Origin of the sequence: Streptomyces sp. cg35, from assembly GCF_050410835.1 — a bacterium.
GTDB lineage: Bacteria > Actinomycetota > Actinomycetes > Streptomycetales > Streptomycetaceae > Streptomyces.
In genome coordinates this window covers 7559413-7578393 of the sequence record NZ_CP191268.1, presented here as the reverse complement: position 1 = coordinate 7578393, position 18981 = coordinate 7559413, and the positions used below count along the sequence as shown (strand labels likewise).

The 18981-nt window shown below is 69.1% G+C and carries 30 protein-coding genes; 4 read left to right on the top strand and 26 right to left on the bottom strand.

All coding sequences use genetic code 11. The annotated features are described in order from the left end of the window. Positions 1 to 324: 324 nt before the first annotated feature. The 25 genes from ACQUQD_RS34785 to ACQUQD_RS34665 form a co-directional block, all read right to left on the bottom strand. The gene (locus tag ACQUQD_RS34785; protein ID WP_428956159.1) at positions 325 to 726 is read right to left on the bottom strand and encodes a hypothetical protein; all 402 of its coding nucleotides are present in this window, start codon (positions 724 to 726) and stop codon (positions 325 to 327) included. Then, positions 723 to 1001, bottom strand: a complete 279-nt coding sequence (locus ACQUQD_RS34780) for a hypothetical protein (protein ID WP_428956158.1) — start codon at positions 999 to 1001, stop codon at positions 723 to 725. The genes ACQUQD_RS34785 and ACQUQD_RS34780 overlap by 4 nt, the downstream gene beginning before the upstream one ends. After that, a complete protein-coding gene (locus ACQUQD_RS34775; RefSeq protein ID WP_428956157.1) occupies positions 1001 to 2404 on the bottom strand; it encodes a replicative DNA helicase in 1404 nt (467 codons plus the stop codon). The genes ACQUQD_RS34780 and ACQUQD_RS34775 overlap by 1 nt, the downstream gene beginning before the upstream one ends. Then, a complete protein-coding gene (locus tag ACQUQD_RS34770) occupies positions 2401 to 3111 on the bottom strand; it encodes an ATP-binding protein (RefSeq protein WP_428956156.1) in 711 nt (236 codons plus the stop codon). The genes ACQUQD_RS34775 and ACQUQD_RS34770 overlap by 4 nt, the downstream gene beginning before the upstream one ends. Further along, entirely contained in the window at positions 3111 to 4025 is a 915-nt protein-coding gene (locus ACQUQD_RS34765; protein WP_428956155.1) for a hypothetical protein, read from the bottom strand. The genes ACQUQD_RS34770 and ACQUQD_RS34765 overlap by 1 nt, the downstream gene beginning before the upstream one ends. A gap of 42 nt (positions 4026 to 4067) precedes the next feature. Continuing rightward, entirely contained in the window at positions 4068 to 4646 is a 579-nt protein-coding gene (locus tag ACQUQD_RS34760; RefSeq protein WP_428956154.1) for a GIY-YIG nuclease family protein, read from the bottom strand. A 127-nt stretch (positions 4647 to 4773) separates the two neighbouring features. Then, positions 4774 to 4950 carry a hypothetical protein gene (locus tag ACQUQD_RS34755; protein ID WP_428956153.1) on the bottom strand — a complete coding sequence of 59 codons (177 nt, stop codon included), beginning with the start codon at positions 4948 to 4950 and terminating at the stop codon, positions 4774 to 4776. Next, on the bottom strand, positions 4947 to 5900 hold the full coding sequence (locus ACQUQD_RS34750; protein WP_428956152.1) for a DNA cytosine methyltransferase: 954 nt from the start codon (positions 5898 to 5900) through the stop codon (positions 4947 to 4949). The genes ACQUQD_RS34755 and ACQUQD_RS34750 overlap by 4 nt, the downstream gene beginning before the upstream one ends. Then, positions 5897 to 6772 carry a helix-turn-helix domain-containing protein gene (locus ACQUQD_RS34745; RefSeq protein ID WP_428956151.1) on the bottom strand — a complete coding sequence of 292 codons (876 nt, stop codon included), beginning with the start codon at positions 6770 to 6772 and terminating at the stop codon, positions 5897 to 5899. Before ACQUQD_RS34745 ends, ACQUQD_RS34750 begins: the two co-directional genes overlap by 4 nt. Beyond that, positions 6769 to 7029, bottom strand: coding sequence for a hypothetical protein (locus tag ACQUQD_RS34740; protein ID WP_428956150.1), 261 nt, complete (start codon positions 7027 to 7029; stop codon positions 6769 to 6771). The genes ACQUQD_RS34745 and ACQUQD_RS34740 overlap by 4 nt, the downstream gene beginning before the upstream one ends. Further along, positions 7026 to 7445: a hypothetical protein gene (locus ACQUQD_RS34735; RefSeq protein WP_428956149.1), complete on the bottom strand. Its 420-nt coding sequence runs from the start codon at positions 7443 to 7445 to the stop codon at positions 7026 to 7028. Before ACQUQD_RS34735 ends, ACQUQD_RS34740 begins: the two co-directional genes overlap by 4 nt. After that, complete coding sequence (locus tag ACQUQD_RS34730) at positions 7442 to 7711, bottom strand: hypothetical protein (RefSeq protein ID WP_428956148.1); 270 nt, start codon at positions 7709 to 7711, stop codon at positions 7442 to 7444. Before ACQUQD_RS34730 ends, ACQUQD_RS34735 begins: the two co-directional genes overlap by 4 nt. Then, entirely contained in the window at positions 7708 to 7983 is a 276-nt protein-coding gene (locus ACQUQD_RS34725; protein ID WP_428956147.1) for a hypothetical protein, read from the bottom strand. The genes ACQUQD_RS34730 and ACQUQD_RS34725 overlap by 4 nt, the downstream gene beginning before the upstream one ends. A 75-nt stretch (positions 7984 to 8058) precedes the next feature. Beyond that, positions 8059 to 8811: a hypothetical protein gene (locus ACQUQD_RS34720; protein WP_428956146.1), complete on the bottom strand. Its 753-nt coding sequence runs from the start codon at positions 8809 to 8811 to the stop codon at positions 8059 to 8061. Beyond that, positions 8804 to 9670: a PD-(D/E)XK nuclease-like domain-containing protein gene (locus ACQUQD_RS34715; protein WP_428956145.1), complete on the bottom strand. Its 867-nt coding sequence runs from the start codon at positions 9668 to 9670 to the stop codon at positions 8804 to 8806. Before ACQUQD_RS34715 ends, ACQUQD_RS34720 begins: the two co-directional genes overlap by 8 nt. Next, positions 9667 to 10008, bottom strand: coding sequence for a hypothetical protein (locus ACQUQD_RS34710; protein ID WP_428956144.1), 342 nt, complete (start codon positions 10006 to 10008; stop codon positions 9667 to 9669). The genes ACQUQD_RS34715 and ACQUQD_RS34710 overlap by 4 nt, the downstream gene beginning before the upstream one ends. Positions 10009 to 10136: 128 nt before the next feature. After that, the gene (locus tag ACQUQD_RS34705) at positions 10137 to 11102 is read right to left on the bottom strand and encodes a hypothetical protein (RefSeq protein ID WP_428956143.1); all 966 of its coding nucleotides are present in this window, start codon (positions 11100 to 11102) and stop codon (positions 10137 to 10139) included. 108 nt (positions 11103 to 11210) lie between these two features. Then, positions 11211 to 11708 carry a hypothetical protein gene (locus ACQUQD_RS34700; protein WP_428956142.1) on the bottom strand — a complete coding sequence of 166 codons (498 nt, stop codon included), beginning with the start codon at positions 11706 to 11708 and terminating at the stop codon, positions 11211 to 11213. Continuing rightward, the gene (locus ACQUQD_RS34695; RefSeq protein ID WP_428956141.1) at positions 11705 to 11914 is read right to left on the bottom strand and encodes a hypothetical protein; all 210 of its coding nucleotides are present in this window, start codon (positions 11912 to 11914) and stop codon (positions 11705 to 11707) included. Before ACQUQD_RS34695 ends, ACQUQD_RS34700 begins: the two co-directional genes overlap by 4 nt. Continuing rightward, entirely contained in the window at positions 11911 to 12333 is a 423-nt protein-coding gene (locus ACQUQD_RS34690; protein WP_428956140.1) for a hypothetical protein, read from the bottom strand. Before ACQUQD_RS34690 ends, ACQUQD_RS34695 begins: the two co-directional genes overlap by 4 nt. Then, a complete protein-coding gene (locus ACQUQD_RS34685; RefSeq protein ID WP_428956139.1) occupies positions 12330 to 12620 on the bottom strand; it encodes a hypothetical protein in 291 nt (96 codons plus the stop codon). The genes ACQUQD_RS34690 and ACQUQD_RS34685 overlap by 4 nt, the downstream gene beginning before the upstream one ends. An 11-nt stretch (positions 12621 to 12631) precedes the next feature. Beyond that, positions 12632 to 12841 carry a hypothetical protein gene (locus ACQUQD_RS34680; RefSeq protein ID WP_428956138.1) on the bottom strand — a complete coding sequence of 70 codons (210 nt, stop codon included), beginning with the start codon at positions 12839 to 12841 and terminating at the stop codon, positions 12632 to 12634. Beyond that, positions 12838 to 13677 (bottom strand): hypothetical protein, encoded by an 840-nt coding sequence (locus ACQUQD_RS34675; RefSeq protein WP_428956137.1) that lies wholly within the window; start codon positions 13675 to 13677, stop codon positions 12838 to 12840. The genes ACQUQD_RS34680 and ACQUQD_RS34675 overlap by 4 nt, the downstream gene beginning before the upstream one ends. After that, a complete protein-coding gene (locus tag ACQUQD_RS34670) occupies positions 13674 to 13916 on the bottom strand; it encodes a hypothetical protein (RefSeq protein WP_428956136.1) in 243 nt (80 codons plus the stop codon). Before ACQUQD_RS34670 ends, ACQUQD_RS34675 begins: the two co-directional genes overlap by 4 nt. Positions 13917 to 14034: 118 nt before the next feature. Continuing rightward, positions 14035 to 14322 (bottom strand): helix-turn-helix domain-containing protein, encoded by a 288-nt coding sequence (locus ACQUQD_RS34665; protein WP_428956135.1) that lies wholly within the window; start codon positions 14320 to 14322, stop codon positions 14035 to 14037. A 528-nt stretch (positions 14323 to 14850) separates the two neighbouring features. Here ACQUQD_RS34665 and ACQUQD_RS34660 point away from each other — a divergent pair. The 3 genes from ACQUQD_RS34660 to ACQUQD_RS34650 all read left to right on the top strand — a co-directional run bounded on the left by ACQUQD_RS34660 (position 14851) and on the right by ACQUQD_RS34650 (position 17207). Then, on the top strand, positions 14851 to 15291 hold the full coding sequence (locus ACQUQD_RS34660; protein WP_428956134.1) for a hypothetical protein: 441 nt from the start codon (positions 14851 to 14853) through the stop codon (positions 15289 to 15291). Between the two features lie 156 nt (positions 15292 to 15447). Continuing rightward, positions 15448 to 15888, top strand: coding sequence for a hypothetical protein (locus tag ACQUQD_RS34655; RefSeq protein ID WP_428956133.1), 441 nt, complete (start codon positions 15448 to 15450; stop codon positions 15886 to 15888). Positions 15889 to 15905: 17 nt separating this feature from the next. Then, entirely contained in the window at positions 15906 to 17207 is a 1302-nt protein-coding gene (locus tag ACQUQD_RS34650; RefSeq protein WP_428956132.1) for a tyrosine-type recombinase/integrase, read from the top strand. A 58-nt stretch (positions 17208 to 17265) separates the two neighbouring features. Here the strand turns inward: ACQUQD_RS34650 and ACQUQD_RS34645 are convergent, their stop codons facing one another. Continuing rightward, entirely contained in the window at positions 17266 to 17718 is a 453-nt protein-coding gene (locus ACQUQD_RS34645) for a DUF4442 domain-containing protein (RefSeq protein WP_428956131.1), read from the bottom strand. Positions 17719 to 17838: 120 nt separating this feature from the next. Between ACQUQD_RS34645 and ACQUQD_RS34640 the strand changes: the two genes are divergently transcribed. Further along, complete coding sequence (locus ACQUQD_RS34640; RefSeq protein WP_428956130.1) at positions 17839 to 18900, top strand: hypothetical protein; 1062 nt, start codon at positions 17839 to 17841, stop codon at positions 18898 to 18900. Positions 18901 to 18981: the final 81 nt, after the last annotated feature.

Below are 18981 nucleotides of genomic sequence, written 5' to 3'. Positions count from 1 at the left end.
TCGAGGCTCTGTGCGCCCTTCTGGCGGCCTAACACACCCCCCGGTCGCCGCTCGGCTCCGGCGAGAGGGGTTCAGGGCGGCTCAGGGCCGCCTGAGCGGCTTCACGGGGGCTGAACCAGGGAGACGGAACGTCAGGCCGCGACTCGCGCGCCCGGATTGCGGCGGTACATACCACTTCAGGCGCGCCCCGTTCCGGCAAACCGGTCCCCGTCGCACCCGGCTCTGGCAGCAGCACATCCACCACCGGGCGGCCATCGACCACCGGCGGCAGGTGCGGGCGGAACACCGGCGCCCACTCGCCACACAGGCGGGACTCAACGGACGTCACGGCGCCTGCCAATCACCGGGGTGCGTCAGGTTCCGCACCGGCTTCCACGGCGGGCTGTAGCTGCCGGGGCACCGCTCGGACCAGCGCTCGACCCGGTACTTGGTGCGGCGGCGGTAGCCCCAGTGGTGGGCGCCCATGACGCCGCGCGCGGTCATCGCCCGGTCCTGCATGCAGTGGGCGCACCAGCCGCGGGGGCGGGCCGGCTCCGGAATCGCCGGGTAGATGATCCGGTAGGTCGGGTGGCCGATGGTGCGGCGCTTCTCGCCGTCGACGCGGAACCGGATGTACCCGCCGCCCGCGCCGGTGATCGTGGCGGGCTTGCCGTCGTAGGTGATCCGCATCCCGTGCCGGGCGGGCACGTCATAGGTGCGGCGGATCCATTCCATCGTGCTGGTCATGCCGCCTCCTCGTTCCGGGCCTGGCGGGTGGGCAGTTGGACGACGGCGGCCTGCTCGCACTTGATGCACGCGCACCGGCCATGCGTCGGTGTCGGGCCGGTGGCGGCGGTGCCGATGGGCCAGCCACCGCGGTGGGCGATCTCGTAGTCGGGGGCAGCCGGCTCCGGGGCGGCGGCGGACTCGGGCTTGGGGGCGCGGCCGGTGAGCGACAGCAGGTACTCGCGCAGGTCGCCCTGCTCGCGCATCGCGGTGATGTCCGCGGAGTCGACGCTCATCACGCCGCCTGCATGTCGACCAGGCGGGCATAGTGCAGCTGCGCAGCAACGGTGACCGTGGCGGTTGGCCCGTTGCGGTGCTTGCCGACGATCAGGTCGGCCTCGCCGGCTCGAGGGGACTCCTTGTCGTAGGCGTCCTCCCTGTGCAGAAGGATCACGATGTCGGCGTCCTGCTCGATCGCCCCGGACTCGCGGAGGTCGGAGACCATCGGCTTCTTGTCCGTGCGCTGCTCGGGGCCGCGGTTCAGCTGGCACAGGACGATGACGGTGATGTCGAAGTCCTTGGCGAGGAGCTTGAGTCCGCGGGACAGGTCGGCGACCGCCTGCTGCCGGTTCTCGGCTCGGCCGACCTGCATCAGCTGCAGGTAGTCGATGATCACGAGGCGTAGCCCCTTGGTGCGCACCAGGTTGCGGATGCGGGCGCGCAGGGCGGGCAGCGACAGCAGGGCCCCGTCGTTGATGTACAGCGGGGCTTCGGCGATCCGCTCCTTGACGCGGGCCGCGCCTCGGGCGAGGTCGACGTCGCTGACGACGCCTTGCCTCAGGTGGTGCAGCGGGATGCGCGCCTCGGCGCACAGGATGCGGTCGGACAGGTCGTCGCGGCTCATCTCCAGCGACTCGATCAGTGTGGGGATGCTGTTGAGGATGGCGGCGCCGCGGCCGATGTCCTGAGCGAGCGTGGACTTGCCCATGGCTGGCCGGGCGGCGACCACGACCATCTGGCCGGGGGTGAAGCCGCCGGACAGCAGCAGGTCGAGGTCGACGAATCCGGTGGGTACGCGGTGCTCGTTGGTGGGCGGGGTGATGGCGCGGATGAGGCTGTCGCCGACGAGGTCGCCGATGGACGCCAGGTTCTCGTCGTCGCTGGGGCGGGCGGCTCCGTCGAGTTCGGCCTGGAGGGCGGCAAGGTCGGTGTCCTCGTTGAAGGCCGGCGAGGTGGCCTTGAGGATGGCCTGCTGCCCGAGGGTCATGATCCTGGCGGCGACGGCCTTCTTGGCGACGCGGCGGGCGTACCAGGCGGCTGCTCCGTAGTGGGCTTCGTTGGTGAGCTGCATGAGCTGGTCGGCGCTCGGCACGCGGACGTTCATGCCGTTGTCGTGCAGGACCATGCGGCCCTCGGCGTGCCAGGTCTCGAGCTGGCGGTGGACGGCGAGGTGCTTGAGCTCTCCGTCCTGGAAGGCGGTGCGGAGTTCCTCGACGGCGAACCAGGTCCAGCGCAGCCAGTCGGTGGTGATGTCGGCCGGGTCGAAGCCTTCGGCTCCGAGCTCGTCGACGCAGGCGGGCTGCATGATGGCGGTCGCGGCGAGGACGCGTTCGGCCTCGAGGTCGCAGGGCCGCTCGAGCATCGTCGGCTCGGCGGTGGCTGCGGCTTCGTCGGCTTCCCAGAGGTCGGTGGTGGTCACGCGGCGTTCCTCCGGCGGTCGTTGCCCTTCATCGGGACGCGCTGGCACATTTCGGCGAGCCGGCTGATGACGCGGTCGCCGAGCCGGTTGACGAGCTCCTTGGGGTCGACGTTGGAGGTCATGAGGGTGGGGAGGTGGTGCTCGTAGCGGTGGTTGATCAGCCGGAAGTTGATCTCCTCGGTGAACTCGGTGGGCTTGCGCTCGGCGCCCAGGTCATCGACTAGCAGCAGGCGGGCGTCGCGGTACTTGCGGAACTCGGCCTCCGAGTCGATGCCGTGGCGGGGGCGCAGTGCCGCGTACAAGTCGGCCGCGGTGGTTACCTGCCACTGGGCGAAGACGCCGGAGACGGCGAGGGCGCGGGCGGCACCGTAGGCCTCGTGCGTCTTGCCGACGCCGGTCTGGCCGAGGAGCAGCAGCGACGGGCCGTGGAAGACGCTGGCGATCGGGCCGCCACGCTCCTCCTGGGCTTCGCGAGCGTCGGCGACGAGGGTGTCGATCCACTCGTGCAGTTGCGGCAGCGTGGGAACGGCGGCCCGGTAGTGGAACGGAATCTGCTTCGACGTCTCGTAGTACGTGTAGCGGGCGACGTTCGAGGTGGCGTGCACGTCGAAGTCGTTGGTGTTGAACCAGTCGGCCTCGAGATCGCGGGCGGCGAGCAGCGGGGCGAGGTCGTGGCCTCGGAGGTTGTTCGGCGGGATGTACTGCATCAGAAGTCCTCGTCGTAGACGGATTGGTCGGTGGGGTTGCGGTACGGCTGGTGGCCACCGGAGACGGCTCTGAGGTGGGACCGGTTGGCGCGCTCGCTGGCGAACTTGGCGGAGCGGCGGATCCACTTCTGCCACTCGGCCGGCCAGTTGGGGCGTCGGCTGCAGTTCGCGCGGAAGTGATCGATGAACTGCGCGGTCTCGTAGTCGAGGTCGAGTCCGGGGCCGAAGGTGCGTAGCGCCCAGGCGCGCATCGAGTCGGTGAGTTCGAAGCCGTCGACGTCGATCGGGGCGGGGCCGTCAGGCTCGCTCGCGCGCTCTACGTGACGTGCACCCTCCCCAGATACATCAGCCATATCTATGGGGTTCGGGTCGGGTCGGGTCGGGGCGCCGTTAGTAACGCCGTTACGAACTTCTGTGACCTGCGCTTCTTCGTTCGGTTCGGCTTCGTTTGGAGGCGCCGTCGTGTCGCCGTCGTGTCGCCGTCGTGTCGCTGTCGTGTCGTTCGGGTGCGATTCGCCGTTCTGCGTAACGCCGTTACTGCCGCCGTTACCATCCCCCTCGGGTGGGGGCGTCGGCTTGCCGTTCTTGCGACGGCGGAACCGCTCCTGCCGCTCCGCGTTCCTCTTCCGCTCCAGGAGCACCTGCTCGCGCGACGGGTTGTAATCCAAGTAGTCGTGGATCAGCCAGCCGTCATCGGTGCGGTCCCACACGCCGGCTTCCTGAAGCTGCTTCGCAGTCGCCTTGATCCCGCGGATATGGGCGACTAGCGCAAGCTCCCGGTCGGCGATGTGCCCATCGGTCAGATTCTCGGCGCACCAGCAGATCGCCGAGACGTGCAGCCTGAAGGCGCGGTCGGACAGCAGCGCGACCTTGCGGTGCGATGGAAATCGATCGTCCAAGCGGACCCAGGGCATGACGGCTTCTCTCTGGCAGTACGGGTGGGGAGTCGGTGCCGGCTAGCGGCTAGCTCTGCGGTTCAGGCGCGGCTTGTGCTGCTTGAGCAGCCGGTCTTCGAGCCGGTAGGCGTGCTCGCGGTCGTCGCAGGGATGCGCCTGCCAGCGGGCGAAGTGCTTGCCGCTCTTCTCGTGGGCGGTCATCCGCGGGCTGAACTTGTCGGTCGAGCCGACATAGACGGGCTCGTTGGCCTCGTCGAACAGCACGTAGACGACGGGTACGCCGTAGATCGGGCGGGGTGCGTCGAGGGGTATGGGGTACTCCCCCACCCAGCTGCCTTCGGGGCCGTTCGGGAGTTGCTTGGCCATCTGGCTCAGGCGCTTCCAGGAGACGCCGACAATGTCGTCCCAAGCGGTCATGCGGCCTGACATCTCCAGGCCCTTGATGGCCACCAGTGCGGTGCACAGTTGGTGCTGCGTGATCCGGCCGGTGCGGTAGTCGGATCCGATCCGGTGCAGGACCTGCGCGAGGGCCCTTTTGCGTGCCTCGGCGAGGCGCTGCTCCTTCTCCTGGATCAGGCGGATGTGCTGCAGCGTCGACTCGACCGACAGCAGCAGTTCCTCTGGCAGTTCGGGCATCATGCGGCTGCCTCCAATCGGGGCAGCCGGTCCTCGAACCAGCGGCGGAGCTCGTAGCCCATGGGGTTCTCTCATTCCTGGCGGTTCGGGTGGGGTGTCGGCTAGTCGCGGCCGGTACGCGGCCGGCGGGTCACGCGTGCTCGGGGCAGAGGTCGCGGCCGTCGCGGGTGAACCGCCAGCCGTCTCGCTGCTTGACCAGTCGCCGCAGTTCGCGGTGGGTGTGGGGCTCGAAGCGGACAGGCCAGTGGGTTTCGGCGTGGCAGTCGTCGCCGTCGCAGCGGAGGACGAGGTAGCTGTCGGCGGTCACTGGGTCGCCGCCTTGATCAGGTCCGCAGCCAACTGCACCGGGCAGGCATTGCCGATCTGCTGGGCTATGTCGCCGCCTCTCCACGGCCAGTCGCCGGGGAATCCCTGGAGCCGCCCGGCCTCCCCCGCCGTGAGCCGCTCGAGCTCGTTCCCGTCGGCGTCGACGAGCCGGAGCCGCGAGATCTTCCCGGTGACGGTGAACGCCGGCTCGTCGCTGGTGCGCCGCCCGCGGTTCTTCGGATCCCCGCCGGTCCCGTAGTTGCTGATGACGGTGAACGGGCCGCGGTGCGGGAGGACGTCACCCATGGACACCCACGGCTTCAGGCTCGGGTCGCCCTCGTGCTGCGGCACGCCCTTCCGGTACACCCGGTGGGTCGGCTCGGGCAGCCGCGCCTCCCCGTCGAGCCTGGCGATGAGCACGGCTCGCTTCCGGGTCTGCGGCACCCCGTACTGCTCGGTGCGCAGGATCCCGGTGGCGACGCTGTAGCCCTCCAGGCGGAGCATGTCGCCGACTGCCTCCCAGACGGGGAGGACCGCGGGCACCTGCTCCAGGACGATCGCCTTGTAGGGCCAGCCGAGGTCTATGGCTTCGATCGCCCACCGGAGCGGTTCGAGAACGAGCGGCGTGCGGTGGTCGTCGAACGCCGCAGTGTCGACCGTGGCGCGGGCCGCGGTCTGCTTCACGGCCTCGATGACCGCGGCGAGTTGCCGCCTGCCGCTGCCGTCGCCGGCGCCGCTGTAGGTCTGGCAGGGCGGGCCGCCGGCGAGTCCGTCGGCGGGCAGGGTGGCGGGCCCGTACTGGGTGACGTCGCCGTGGATGGTGGGCAGTCCGGCGGCGATGCGGGTGGCGACGGTGTTGGCGTCGTTCTCGATGCCGATCGTCGTGATGCTGAGTGCGGGGCCGGAGACTTCCATGCCGCCGGGGCCGGCGAACAGGCCGGTGAAGATCATGCGGCCACCTGCTTCTGCCGCTCGGGCCGGACCCGCTCGGGCCGCTGCCGCTTCACACCAGTGCGCCACTCCTGGACGATCTGCCGGACGGTGGAGATGGAGACTTCGCCGTTGAGGCGGTCGAGGATCTGCTCGGGCTGGTGGCCGCACCAGGCGAGGTGGATGATCTCCTCGCGGCGGATCGCAGCGCGCTCCAGGAAGTTGACCCCGATGACGGTCGGGTCCGGCTTGCAGTTGGGGTTGTCGATGTCGCCCCAGGCGGCTGGCGGCAGCCACCCGTTGCGGGCTGCGGCTTTGCGCGCCCTGGCGCTGTGACCGGGGGTGCAGATCAGTTGTCGGTAAGCGGCCCGGATGGCGCGGTAGGTGGCGGCCGTGACGGCGCCGCGCTCACCGGCGGCGATGGCCCACAGGTTGTAGGCCGAGACGCCGGTGGCCAGGGAGACGGAGGCGGGGCCGTGGCCGATCGCGTACAGCGCCTGGATGCGGCGCTGGGTGCCGATGAAGGGGACGCGGTCGGTGGCGCGCACGATCTGCGGCTGGACGGCGAGGATCTTCTCGGCGACAGGCCGGTTGATCTTCTCGTTCTTCCCGGCTGCGATGTTGGTAACGGTGGCCTTGGAGACACCGGCCGCGATGCTGATCTGCACGCGGCTCATGCCGCGGCCGAGGAGCGCGGTGATGTGCTCGGCCACCGGCCCGGCGGGAACCCTCAGGGAGCGTCCGCTCGAGTTGGCGAGGAGTCGCTCGGCGCACGCCTTCGTGTGGGAGTCGACGCAGGGCCGGCAGTGGCACGGCGGTCGGCTTCCGTTGCGGGTCCCGCGGTATCGGGCCGGCGTTCCGTGCGGCGGCGTCCTGTCATTGCTGGTGGTCACGACTGCGTCTCCTTCCGGGTGTCGGTGAATGCGGGGGCGGGAATCCGGTGTTCGTTCTCGACGTCGCGGCAGAGCTGGCGGGCGGCGGCGAAGGAGCGGTAGGCGCGGCGGACAGCGGCCCACGCGTTGCGGCCGGTGGCGATGACGAGCCAGGCGAGGGCGAGGTGCGCGGCGAAGAACACGGCGGATCCGGCCCACATGGCGATCTGCATGCCGGTGGCGTAGGTGTCGATCGCGGCGAGGAGGTCGGTCTTCATGCGGCGGCCGCCTTCCGTGCCTCGACGCGGCGGGCGATGCGCTCCCGGCGGGCCTCGGCCCGGTGTCGGGCGACGAGCTCGCGCTGGTGGGCGGGGACGCCGATCCATTCGCGGACGAGGCTGCCGTTGACGGTGCCGCGCCGGCTGGAGGCGACGGAGTGGGCGCGGATGATGCCGGCGTTGAGGAGCCGCTCGGGCAGGTGGCCCCACTGGTACTGGGGCTTGGGCGGGTCGGGGAGGTTCTTGTCGGCGGCGACCCCACTGATCGTGAACGGGAGGCCGGTGTCGGCGGCGTCGACGAATGCGTTCCACACCTCGTCGACCCAGGCCTCGTAGTCGTCGACGGTGCGGCGGGACTTGGCGGGGGCGGATGCGGTGAGCTCGGTGCCGTCGAAGGCAGGCTGGATGTGGGTCACAGCTGGTGCTCCTTCACGTGTGCGGCTTCTTCTGCGGCGTCGATGTCGTGGCAGCGGATGCAGAGCCGGATGGGCGGCCGGCCCTCGATGCGGCGGGTGCACCAGCGGTCGCCCTGGTCCTCGATCTCGGCGATCAACCGGGCGGCTTCGATAAGGTCGACGCGGCCGAGGGCGTCGATGCAGTCGTGGTCGGGCTTGCGGGCGAAGACGGGCCGCGGCTGCTTGCAGCGGTCGCAACGGCCCTCGACCGGGACGGGGGCGGTCACCAGACGTTCCCGGCCGGCTCGGAGTTCTTCGAGGGCACGCCTGCCGCCTCTCGCCAAGCCGCACTGTCGGCGTTGACGTGCGCGGTGGCGGACCCGCGGTCAGGGTTCGAGAGGGCGGTCGCTGCGGCGAGCGCGAGGGTGGCGTGCACCTGGGCCATGGCCAGGTGGTGAGCAGCGCCGACCGGGTCGACGGGATGTCCGCCGCGTCCGTTGGTGTGGGACGCTCCACTGAGGTGTCGTTCCGCTTGGCGGTAGTGCTCGGGTCCGGTCATGACAGGCATCTCCTGGGTGTGGTGTGCTTGGGGTGGGCCGCCCCGATTCCCGCGGGGCGGCCCGTGGCGTGCGGGCTACTGCTCGGGGGTGGGCGGCCAGTCGGTGGAGTCGTCGGCGTCGTGGTCCCAGTCGCCGTTGCCGACCTGCACGCTGTAGCCGGTGTCGGCGGCGGCCTCGGGCTGGGCGGGTGCGGAGAGCGCGGCGACGGACAGCGGGGCCTTCGCGGTGACGACTTCGGCGTGCGCGGTGCCGCCCAGTTCCTCGGCGACGTAGGGCATGCCGTGCAGGGCGTCGGAGGCGATCAGGCGGCAGAGTTCGCCGGTGGCGCGGGCGACGAGCATGGTCTGCGGCTGCTTCTTCCACTCGGACTTGCCGAGGAGGCCGAGCTGACTGGCGCGAGCGGTGGTCCACTCGACGGTCTGCCAGGTGTCGGAGTCCTTGCGGCGGCCTCGCATGACGCACCGCTCGGGCGTGGACTCGACGAGTTCGATCTGGTGGCCCTGCTTCTGGACGACGGCCCGCATGGCGTGCGCCCGGAGAGCCGGGGTGCCCTGGATGACGTCGATCGACTTCAGCGTTGCCATCGGCTTCAGCCCGAGCTCGGCGCCGGCGAGGATCGCCGCAGTGATGTCGCCGGGCTTGCCGCGCAGGGTGGCGGGGACGAAGGACGTGTTGGCGAGCTTCTGCGCCATCTGGTAGGCGAGGTCGGCCTCTTGGGCCCACGCCATGAGGGCGGTGGTGTTCTCGGTCGGCGCGGGAAGCTGGTTGGCCTCCTGCTGTACGGCGACGGCCTGCTGCTCGTCGCGGGTGGCGATCTCGTTACTCACCGATGTACTCCTCGAACTGTCGGATGGCGGCCCAGGTCGGAAGGCTGAGCTGGGGGATGGTGGGGACGGGTCCGGTCCAGTCGGGCCAGGTGTCCGTGGTCTCGCATTCGCGGTAGATGCGGAGGGCGCGTTCGTTGCGGGCGCGGCCGATGTCCTGGTCCTGGTCGGCGAGTTCGCGGACGGTGACGAGGTGCGGGGCCTTCTTGGACACGAAGATCCAGATGAAGCGGGCGCCCTCGGGAGCGAGACCCGCGGCCTGGACGCCGTCGATGTAGAGGGCGCCCTGCTGGTGGTAGGCGTAGGACTCGATCGACTTGCTGCACGCGTCCGGGCTGGCGTCCGCGACGGTCTTCAGGTCGACGATCAACGTGACCTGAGGGTGTTGCACCAGCCAGTCGGGGCGGACCCGGCAGCGCACGCCGGTCGCCGCGTCGGTCCAGTAGATCGACTGCTCTGCGACACCGTTCATCGTCAGGAGCGGGCCGGCGTCCGGGTGGTTGCGGACTGCGGCGGCCATCACCTTGACCTGAGCCATCTCCTTCGGCAGAAGCGGTACCTTGCCCGCGGCGTAGGCCTCACGCTTCGCTGCCTGCGCGGCGCCCGTCCTGTAATCCGGGTAGTCGAGGACGACGAGGTCGTGGCCCTCCCCCAGTGCGAGCGTGTGCGCGGCATTACCGAGGTCGAACTCCCGCTTTGGGGCCTGCCGGTTCTCGCGGTCGTACTTGAACTGCGCAGGGCAGCCGGGCTTGAGGAGGGCGCGCAGGCCGGACGAGGAGATCGACGTGCGGTCCGCGTGGTAGTCCTCTGCCGGGAGCCCGTCAACGATGGCGGGCGCCTCGACCTCGACGGCGGCGGTCATGCGGCGGCCTCGATGCAGTCCTCGCAACGGCCCGTCTTCGGGTCGAACGGGCCGACCGCGTTCCAGCAGTTGCTGGAGCTGCAGGTAAGCGGGGCCACCTGGAGTCCGGCGATCCGCTGGAGGGTGGCGATGCCTTCCTCGTCGTACTTGGCGAGGAGCACCGCGGCGCCGACCTCGGGGAAGGCGGTGACGAGCTTGGCCCGGTTGGTCATGTCGGCGCGGTCGATGAGGGTGATCAGGGACTCGGTCCAGTCGCCGGCCGGGTAGCCGCCGCGGCCGAAGTGACTGAGGACGTGAGCGGCGGTATCTGCCGGAATGCTGGGGTTCGTGGTGCTCATGAGGTCTCCGTGAAGGTGTGCGAGAGGAGAGGCCAGGTCCCCGACCGGGGGGGGTGCGGGGACCTGGCCCCTGGGGCGCCGCGGGGATGGAGGGGAGGCCCGCGGCGGGTCTTCGGTTGTGGCGTGGGTCAGGCGGCGGGCTCGGCCTCGTAGTCGTCCTGCCACTTCTGCGGGTCGTGGCCGGCCTGCTCGGCTGCGTCCCACGCCCACTCACCGATCTCGCCGGACTCCAGCTGCTCGTTGAGCTCGCGGACGGTCGCCTCGGCGAGGTCCGGGTCGGCCTTCTTGAGCGCTTCCAGCAGGCGGTAGGCGGACCAGGCGTAGATGCCGGAGTGGACCCAGGCGTTGAAGGCGGCAGCGCCCGACTCGGTGTCCATGTCGGCGCCGAACATCTCCGAGGTGGAGCGCAGGGTGTGGCGGAGTATGTTCTCTGCCAGCGCAGCAACGGCGCCGGGCTCGGGCAGCGGCGCCGGAACCGCGGCCGTGCCGCTGTCGCCGAGGCTTCCGGCCCACAGGTTGAGGGCGGTGGCCTTTTCCTTGACGTCTCCGCTGTAGCGGGCGGGCATCTGGAGGCCGAGGAAGTCGTCGCCGACGAGGAGCAGGGCCTTCTCGGGCTCGGTGTGCCAGACACGGAGGTAGGTGTCGGCGTCCTTCCAGCGGGCGAGCATCTTCGTGTCGGCGGACACCATGCCTCCAGCGGCGGAAGCGTCCTCCAGGGCGTCGCGGAAGAGCCCCTGCCACTTGGGGAAGGTGTGGTCCTTGGCCGGGATGACGAGGTCGCCACGGTCGTCAGTGATGGTCAGCCCGTTGTCCCCGGGCGTGAGGACCAAGATGGTGTCGCCCTCCTGGGTGTCCAGCCAGGCGGTCAGCCAGTTGAGGTCGCTCTCTCGGATGGTGGTGACCCACGCGTCTTCCTCGCGGACCTTGGTGCGGGCGGCGGCGAACGTGTACCGGTCGGTGGCGAGGACGTGCAGATGGACGCCGTCGCATTCAAGGCGGATGCCGTTGATCGCGGGCAGGGTGTCGTCGGGGCTGACGTGGGGGCGGGTTTGCGTGATCAGCCGCTGCAGCTTGTGGGCGTTGATCGTGGTCACGGGATCTCCCTGTGGGATGCTGGTCGTATCCCCGGGCGTCTCTAGCGCTCGGGGCTTTCTCTTGGCCCGCCGCCCTGCCGGCCGGTGTCTTCCGGCGGGCGGCGGTAGTCAGGCGGCGGTGATGCGCGGGATCGGCTGGGTGGCGGCCGGGTCGGCGCTGGCGCCGGAGTCCGACACCCGCACGACGGGCCCGAGGAGTCCGAGGTCGGCGGCCTCGCGCAGCGACCGGACGTCGATGGGTGCGGTGGCCTGGTCCTCCATGGCGCTGGTGTCGCGCTCGGCGGGCGGCACGTCGATCGCGTTGGCGTTGGCCTCGGCGGCACGGTGCGGGGCGAGCTCATCGAGCAACTGCTGCTTCTCGGATTCGAGCTGGGCGATCCGCTCCCAGGCTTCGACGAGGCCCTGCTCGGCCTGCTGACGGTGTTCCTTCTCGTTCTTCAAGGCGGCGTTCGTCGTGGTGACGTCGTCGAAGAGGATCGCGAAGAAGTCGTCGGCGGCAGCCTGCCGGTTGAGGAGCTTCGCGTTCTCGTCGCGCAGCTTGCGAATCACCGTGTCCGGGTCGTGCTTGCCGCGGTTACGGCCGGGAATCAGGCCGGTCAGGCTCACTGCTTCCTCCGGGGCTTGGGTCCGAGAACGGCTTCGAGGAGTTCGTTGAGGCCCTGCACGATGTGCGGGTCCTGGGCGAGCTGTTCGGCGGTGAGGCCGGGGTGTTCGCGGGCGACCTGGCGGCGGATCATGCGTTCGGCGGCCCGGACCTCGTCGCGGGTGTTGCCGTGGAGGATCAGGTTCGAACCGAGCTCGGTGTCGCTCACGACCGGCCTCCGACCCGCGCGCTGTACGCGTCGAGGGATTCGACGTATCCGGCATCCGCGGTCTCCCGGAACGCCCGGGACGCCTGCCCCCACGTGGTGAGGCTGTTCGTGTCCAGGTGCCACGTCTGCGGCCGGTTCCAGTCCGCGGTGGGGAAAGCGCCCTGTATGAGTGCCGCCAGCTGGCGGGAGCCGCCGTGCGGGATGCGCAGGTGCTGCTTGCTGCTGACGTCCCGGGCGGTGACGACGTAGATGCGATCCATCGGGCCGGCCGCATCCGTCCACACCGGCGTGAGGAGGACCGTGACGGCGCCCGGGACGATCGCATGGATGCTCGCAGCGAGACGGTTCACGTTCCGGCGGCGACGCGCAGCCGACGACTTGCGGGGGCGGACCGGCAGGTGCTCAAGCAGGACGCTCATGCCGCCTTCACCTCCGCCTGCGCCTTGGGGAGGGTGTCGCTGAAGCCGATGAGGACGACGGTGATGTCGTTGACCCGGGTGACAGCGCGAAGGTTTGTGCCGCCGAGGTAGTCGTTGAGGCACACGTCGTTGTGGTCGACGCCGAGAGCCTCACGCCAGTACTCGAAGTCACCGAAGCCGCCGTGGAGTCGGACCGTGATCTGCTCGCGGCCGATCTCGATACGGCCGGCCGGGACCAGCGGGTGGTGGGCGAGCAGCTGCTGGAGCGCGGCGACCGCGCCAGCCATGTCGATGAGCATCACGCTGCACCTCCGGGCGTCCAGTTCGGGTAGTCGGCTGCGGTGGAGACCGGGGCGTCGGGGTGCGTGACGAGGTACTCGTCGAGGCGGTAGGCGAGCAGGTCCGACGGGGAGTGCGTGCGCTTCTCCGCGGCGGTGAGCGTCAGCAAGCGGACGCTGGCCTCGACCTCGGCGAGCGGCGTGTCCAGGGCGGCGATGTTGGCGGTCATCGGGCCGCCTCCTCGGACTTGGCGGGCCAGGCGACGGGGAGTCCGAGCTGCTGCGCAAGCTGCCGCCGGGACTCGGCGTGGCCCTGCCAGCGCCAGTAGTCGTGCCTGTTGTTGGGGTGGCAGTTATTGATCGCGGTGACGTACTCGGCGCGCTTCGCGACGTGTTCGGCGACCTTCTCCAACTCGCCCTGCAGGCGGTCGACCTCGGCCTTGGGGGTGATGAGGTCGAGCGCGTTGGCCCACGGATCGTTCATCGACGAGTGCTCACCGATGACCTCGATCGGGGCGACCGCATCGGCCAGCTTGTCGGCGACCTCGTGGTACTCGTCGCGCTCCTTCATGACCTCGTCGAGATCACGCTCAGCCTTGACCTTGAGGTCCTCGATCTGGCACCAGGGGCAGGCGTGCGTGAACTCCGAGTCGACGAGCCAGTCCGCATGCTTGCCCTCACGGCACTGCTGCGGGTTCAGCGGCTCGTACTTCGCCAGTTCGGTGCGCGCCTCGTCGCGTTCGGCGCGGACCGCAGCCAACTCGGCGAGGAGCGCGGGCACGTCTTCGCGGGCGTGGGCGGTGAACTCGGCGTCAGCGTGGACCTGGGCCCAGTCCTCCTCAGCCGTCCAGTCGGTGTGGGCCGGGTCGTTGTCGAGGGGCTCTTCGTCGAATCGGGCGACGCCGCGGCGGGCCGTGTAGCCGGTCCCGGTTTCCTTCAGATCGGCGGCGACCTCGATGAGGCTCCCGCCGTGCCCGTACTCGTACAGACCCCACGGTCCGGGGGTTGCGGCTTCGGCGCGCTCGCGGATCTCGGTTTCGCGCTGCGGCGACAGGCGGGCGGTCACGAGGTGGCCCCGTCGGTGATGCCGTGCAGGATGACCTGCGCGGTGTCGACGAGCAGGCCGCCCGCGCTCCCGTAGCCGAGTTCACTCAGCGACGTCCCGGCCTTCGTCATCACCTCGACGCGGAACGCCTCGATGAGGGCGCTGGCCTCGCTCTCGGGGCAGCAGGCGCCGACGAGGGCCTGCTGGAGGGCGTCCTGCGCGGGGTTCGCGGATGTGGTCTGAGAGGATTGAGGCTGCACGTGCTGCCCCTTTCGTTTCGTGTTTCGGGTGGGGTGGTGCGTCGAGGTCGCTGACGGCGGCCTCACAAGGCCCTGCTGCCGGTGTGTGGAAGCCCGGTAGTGGGGCCGTTTGCCGCTCTCAGGCGGCGGCGCGGGCGGGGCGGCAGGGTTCAGCCGGGCGGGATTCGCCCTCGCGCTCGGCGTTGATCGCAATAGCGCCCTGGTATTGGGCTTCGAGGTAGGCGTCGAGGTCGGCGATGCGGTATGCGATGTACCGCCCGATCGGGAAGCCCTTGCGCCCTGGACCTTTGGCCTCGACGCGCCACTTCCGCAGCGTGGCGAGGGTGACGCCGATGTAGGCGGCGGCGTCTTCGATCCAGAGGCATCCGTCAGGCGCCTGCTGCTTGGGTCCCTTCCTGTTGTGCATGGTTACTCCTTGTCGGTGGGGGGATCAGAGGGAGACGTATCGTCCAGTTCTGGAGACGCTTTGGGTGCGAAGAGGACCAGCAGGGCAACCCCGAGGGCCTCCACGAGGGCGTGGGCGTCTGTCATGTCGGCGGACTTCTGCCTGCCGGTGGCGAGCTTTTCGATCAGGCCGGATCCGCATCCACTAGCTTCCGCCAGGCTGTCGTACCCGTAGGGAGCGCCCCGACCTGGGTGTTTCATGATCCATTTGAAGATCTGGGCACTTCGAAGCGTGTAGCGACGACTCAACTGTTCCCCCGTGGTGCGGAGCGGCCTTGATGAGACGAGTTAAGCATGACAGAGACGAATCGTCTACCAATCTGGACGACCGAGTGTCGGCTATCGGCAAAGTTCCTGGCTGGTTAGCATGCATCCGTAGACGATCCGTCTCCGGCAAGGGAAGGTTGTAGGGATTGACCTGCTACTTTTCCGGCGCCAACAACCGCGGATAGAGACAGTCGGTGCAAAAGTGACGCGAGAGGACGACGACATGACTGGCCCGGCAACGGCAGGCAACGCCGGTGCGGCCGAACAGTCGGCACCCACACCCGGCGCACTGTCCCAGCTCATCCAAGAAGCACTCGACAAGGGCGACTCCTACCAGCGGCTCGCCGACCGCGCCATCGACCCCGACAGCGGCGAGACCGTCTCCAAGCCCTACCTGCAGCGGATCGTGAAGAACCCGCCGGCCAATCCGCCCACTCCGCACATGATGAGCGCCATCGCCGCCTCCCTCGGGAAGCCGTTCGAGCGGATCCAGGCGGCCGTCGCCAAGCAGTGGCTCCTGTACGAGGCCACCGAACTCGCGGGATACGACGAGGAAGTTCGCATCATCGTCGGACATCTGGCAGGCAAGTCGAAGGCGGAGCTGGTGAAGTGGCGCTACATGATCGAGGCGGAAGAGCGCGCACGCCGCGAGTCGGAGCAGTAGCACAGACCGTGGCCGCGATCGCCAACTGATCGCGAATGTCCGCAAGTAGACATTTCCTCAACTGATTGTCGACGCCTCCCCCTACCCGTATTCTGCACCAACCGTGCATTTCTGGCCGCTCCGGCTCAGGTGCACCGTTGTGCCGCAGGAGGGGTCATGCTTGACGTCACATACGAAGCCGTCGCGATGGAACAGGGAAGACTCGCGAAGATCGAGGAAGACCGCGGAACGGTGCGAGTAAGCCTCGACAAAGATCAACCTTTGCCGGTCGTCGTGCGCCAACTGAACGTAGAGCTGGCCCAGTTGCTGACCTCGTCGTTCTGGTACCAGTTGTGGGGCGACGAGATCGTCAGCAAGGACACACCACTCCGGTCGCTTCGTGTTGTCTGCTATCTGCAGCGCCGCGAGGACGAGTGCGTCTTCATTGAGGAGCGTAAGGGGCTGGTCTGCATCTTCATCGACCCTGCCCTGGCAGTCGACGAGTTCGCCGCCGCGATGAACCCGGCCATCGTCAAGTTCTTGTCCCGCGGGCACTGGTTCCAGATGTTCGCCGGCGAGATCATAGACAACTCGGCGGAGCCCATGCGACAGGCCTGAGATCCCCGGAGTCGACAGTGCCTGGATATATCGAAGATCGCTGGACGAAGACCGGTCCCGTCGACCCGGAGACCAAGAAGGCGCCCCGCGTCAGAACCGATCTGTGGGGGAAGTGCAAGCGATACCGGGTGTGCGGCATCCCCGGTGTACGCAAGCGCTCCTTCGAGCGTAAGGCGGACGCTGAGACCTGGAAGTCGAAGACCCAGGCGGACATGCTCCGCGGCGAGTTCGTCGACCACCGTGACGGCAGCATGACTCTGGCCAGCTACGTCGCCACGGAATACTGGCCCACAAGGACCGGCGACCCTGCCACCCTGCAGACGATGGAATCCCGGATCAACAATCGCATCGTCGCCTTCCTGGGGTCTCAGCCGCTCAACACCATCAAGGCCCCGCAGCTGCGCCGGTACCTGGCAGACCTCAACGACCAGTACAGCGCGTCCACGGTCATCGAAACGTGGGGCACGCTCTCCGCGATTCTCCAGTCGGCAGTCGACGACGAGAAGATCCCTCGGAATCCCTGCCACGCGAAGACGCTCAAGCCTCCGTCCAAGCCTGAGCGCAAGGCGCGGGCATGGACCGGGGCGCAGGTCGCGGCAGTGCGCTCCGGACTCGATGCGCACCTGCGCGTAATGGTCGACCTCGGTATCGGCGCTGGCCTACGCCAAGGCGAGGTGCTGGGGCTGTCCATCGACGACATCGGCGAGGATGTCATCCACGTGAACCGCCAGGTGCGCGTGGTCCGTAACCGCCTGGTCTTCGCGCCGCCGAAGGGCGGCAAGACCCGGAGGGTGCCTCTGCCGAAGCGGCTGGCCGAGCAGATCGCCGCCCATACAGCAACCTTCCCGCCTGTCACGGCGACGCTTCCATGGGTGAATCCGGCGCCTCCGGAGAACGAGAAGCAGGCGGCTGAGCGTCGCCCACAGACGCATCAGCTACTGGTCACTGGTGAGCGTCGGCAGGGCGCCATGCGGCGGTCCGTGTTCAACGAGGGCCCTTGGAAGCGCGCCCTGGTGGCGGCCGGCTTCATCCCTGAGCCGCCCAAGCGGGAGCGCACGGAGGCCGACAAGGCTCGAAGGGCAAGCGGCAACATCAAGTACGCGGCATCGCCCGAGAACGGCTTCCACGCCCTCCGGCACACCTTCGCCTCAATCCAGCTCGATGCGCGCGAGTCCGTGGTGGCCGTGTCGCAGTGGCTGGGCCACGCGGACCCGTCGATCACGTTGAAGATCTACGCGCACATGATGCCGGAGGCGGATGGTCGGGGGCGTGAGGCCATGGACGCCTGGTTCGACGCGAATCTGAACGGATCTCCCTGAGCCCTCCCTGGCGCTCAGGGAGGGCGGGACTTGAGACCCTCCGTCGCAGCTCAAATGGTCAGCTGTTGGGGCGCAGGGTCCAGACGACGGTCATCTCGCCGGTCACCGCGCCGTCCTCGCGCCGGATCGCGATGGCCACCGGGAACTCGGGGCGCTCGCCGGCGTCCAGCTCAGCGACCACGTCGGCGGCCGGGCGGCCGAGCGTCGCCGTGGCGGTGACCCGGCCCATGGCCAGCTTCTTGTACGCGATCTCGGCGTTGACGGCCAGCGGCACGGCCCGCGAGAGCTGGTCCCCGAAGGCGGCGAGGACGATGGCGCCGCTCGCGGACTCACCAAGGGTGAACATCGCGCCGGCGTGCGGTCCGCCGACGTGGTTGTGGTAGTCCGCCTGGTCCGGCAGCGCCACGACCGCCTTCTCGGGCGTGGTCTCGAGGAACTCGAGGTTCAGGGTGCGGGCCATCGGCACCGTGGCGGCGAGCATCTCGCCGATCGACATCTGGTCTGCGCTCATGGCGCGAATGTTACCCATGAGTAGCAAGCTTGGCCATCCTCGTGTGCGCAGCGGAACCGTTGCACGTCCGGTACAGGGCAGGGATCCCGCAGGCCCCACGACCCTCTATCGTTTACGGCCATGTGGCCAGGACAGCAGCCGCCCGGGGGCGAGCAGAACCCGCAGGACCCGAACAACCCCAACTACCCCAGCAACCCACCGACGCCGAACCCGTACCAGCAGCCGGGTTATCAGCAGCCGAACCCCTATCAGCAGCAGGGGTACCAGCAGCCCAACCCCTATCAGCAGCAGCCGGGGTGGAACGCGCCGACGACGCCGATGGGCCCGCCGCAGCCGCCGAACAAGGGCGGCGGGGACAAGCGCACGAAGATCGTCGCGATCGTCGCGGCGGCGGCCGTCGTCGTCGCGGCCGGGGTGACCGGAGTTCTGGTGCTCGGCGGTGACAAGGACGACGACGCGAAGGGCGGGGACAAGAAGCCCGCCGCCTCGCAGTCCGCGAGCGAGAAGCCGAGCCCGTCCGCGTCGGCGGGTGCCAATCCGCGCGGCGGCGACAGCGCCGTCAAGCCGGTCGTCGCGGGCTGGCAGCCGGTGGTGAACGCCAAGCACAAGACGGTGTTCGACGTGCCGCCGGACTGGGAGGTCAGCCCGGGCGGATCCGACCAGATCATCGGGTTCGAGTACGACTACAAGGACAAGAAGGGCAAGAAGGAGCACAGCATGACGACTGTGTCCGCTCCTGCCGAGTACAAGTCCAAGTGGTGCTCCGACGACTCCGACAAGGACGGCAACAAGGAGGACACCTCACTCGCCGGTGTCGGCACCCGTGGCGAGGACGGTGCCAAGACCGCGGCGCAGGCCGCCGAGAACCGCGTGCCGTGGTGGATCTACGGCGGGTACACCGAGCCGGACATCAAGTCGGTGAAGGTCGGCAAGCCCAAGGAGTTCACCAACGCCCAGGGCGTCTCGGGCAGCCTGATCAAGGCGACGTCGGAGAACACGCCGCAGAAGGGCAAGTGCGACAGCGAGGGCAAGGCGGTCGTCTTCGCCTTCCAGAACGAGGTCGGGGACTACGTGTCCTGGGACCTGTGGGGCGCGAAGGGCGTCAAGGGCGAACTGGACGACGCGACGATCGACAAGATCCTCGACTCGGTCCGCTTCTACAAGGACCCGACCGCGTCCTGACCGGCCGGTCCCGACCGGTCGGCCCGTGCCGCTCCGGCCGGTGACCGAGGAAACGGTTTGGCAAACGGGCGTGCGGCGGCG

Bases quoted from the DNA above. Each gene is read 5' to 3' on its own strand.
- ACQUQD_RS34785 (WP_428956159.1), bottom strand. From the start codon at position 726: ATGACCAGCACGATGGAATGGATCCGCCGCACCTATGACGTGCCCGCC.
- ACQUQD_RS34780 (WP_428956158.1), bottom strand. From the start codon at position 1,001: ATGAGCGTCGACTCCGCGGACATCACCGCGATGCGCGAGCAGGGCGAC.
- ACQUQD_RS34770 (WP_428956156.1), bottom strand. From the start codon at position 3,111: ATGCAGTACATCCCGCCGAACAACCTCCGAGGCCACGACCTCGCCCCG.
- ACQUQD_RS34765 (WP_428956155.1), bottom strand. From the start codon at position 4,025: ATGCCCTGGGTCCGCTTGGACGATCGATTTCCATCGCACCGCAAGGTC.
- ACQUQD_RS34760 (WP_428956154.1), bottom strand. From the start codon at position 4,646: ATGATGCCCGAACTGCCAGAGGAACTGCTGCTGTCGGTCGAGTCGACG.
- ACQUQD_RS34750 (WP_428956152.1), bottom strand. From the start codon at position 5,900: ATGATCTTCACCGGCCTGTTCGCCGGCCCCGGCGGCATGGAAGTCTCC.
- ACQUQD_RS34740 (WP_428956150.1), bottom strand. From the start codon at position 7,029: ATGAAGACCGACCTCCTCGCCGCGATCGACACCTACGCCACCGGCATG.
- ACQUQD_RS34725 (WP_428956147.1), bottom strand. From the start codon at position 7,983: ATGACCGGACCCGAGCACTACCGCCAAGCGGAACGACACCTCAGTGGA.
- ACQUQD_RS34715 (WP_428956145.1), bottom strand. From the start codon at position 9,670: ATGACCGCCGCCGTCGAGGTCGAGGCGCCCGCCATCGTTGACGGGCTC.
- ACQUQD_RS34710 (WP_428956144.1), bottom strand. From the start codon at position 10,008: ATGAGCACCACGAACCCCAGCATTCCGGCAGATACCGCCGCTCACGTC.
- ACQUQD_RS34690 (WP_428956140.1), bottom strand. From the start codon at position 12,333: ATGAGCGTCCTGCTTGAGCACCTGCCGGTCCGCCCCCGCAAGTCGTCG.
- ACQUQD_RS34685 (WP_428956139.1), bottom strand. From the start codon at position 12,620: ATGGCTGGCGCGGTCGCCGCGCTCCAGCAGCTGCTCGCCCACCACCCG.
- ACQUQD_RS34680 (WP_428956138.1), bottom strand. From the start codon at position 12,841: ATGACCGCCAACATCGCCGCCCTGGACACGCCGCTCGCCGAGGTCGAG.
- ACQUQD_RS34665 (WP_428956135.1), bottom strand. From the start codon at position 14,322: ATGCACAACAGGAAGGGACCCAAGCAGCAGGCGCCTGACGGATGCCTC.
- ACQUQD_RS34660 (WP_428956134.1), top strand. From the start codon at position 14,851: ATGACTGGCCCGGCAACGGCAGGCAACGCCGGTGCGGCCGAACAGTCG.
- ACQUQD_RS34655 (WP_428956133.1), top strand. From the start codon at position 15,448: ATGCTTGACGTCACATACGAAGCCGTCGCGATGGAACAGGGAAGACTC.
- ACQUQD_RS34645 (WP_428956131.1), bottom strand. From the start codon at position 17,718: ATGAGCGCAGACCAGATGTCGATCGGCGAGATGCTCGCCGCCACGGTG.
- ACQUQD_RS34640 (WP_428956130.1), top strand. From the start codon at position 17,839: ATGTGGCCAGGACAGCAGCCGCCCGGGGGCGAGCAGAACCCGCAGGAC.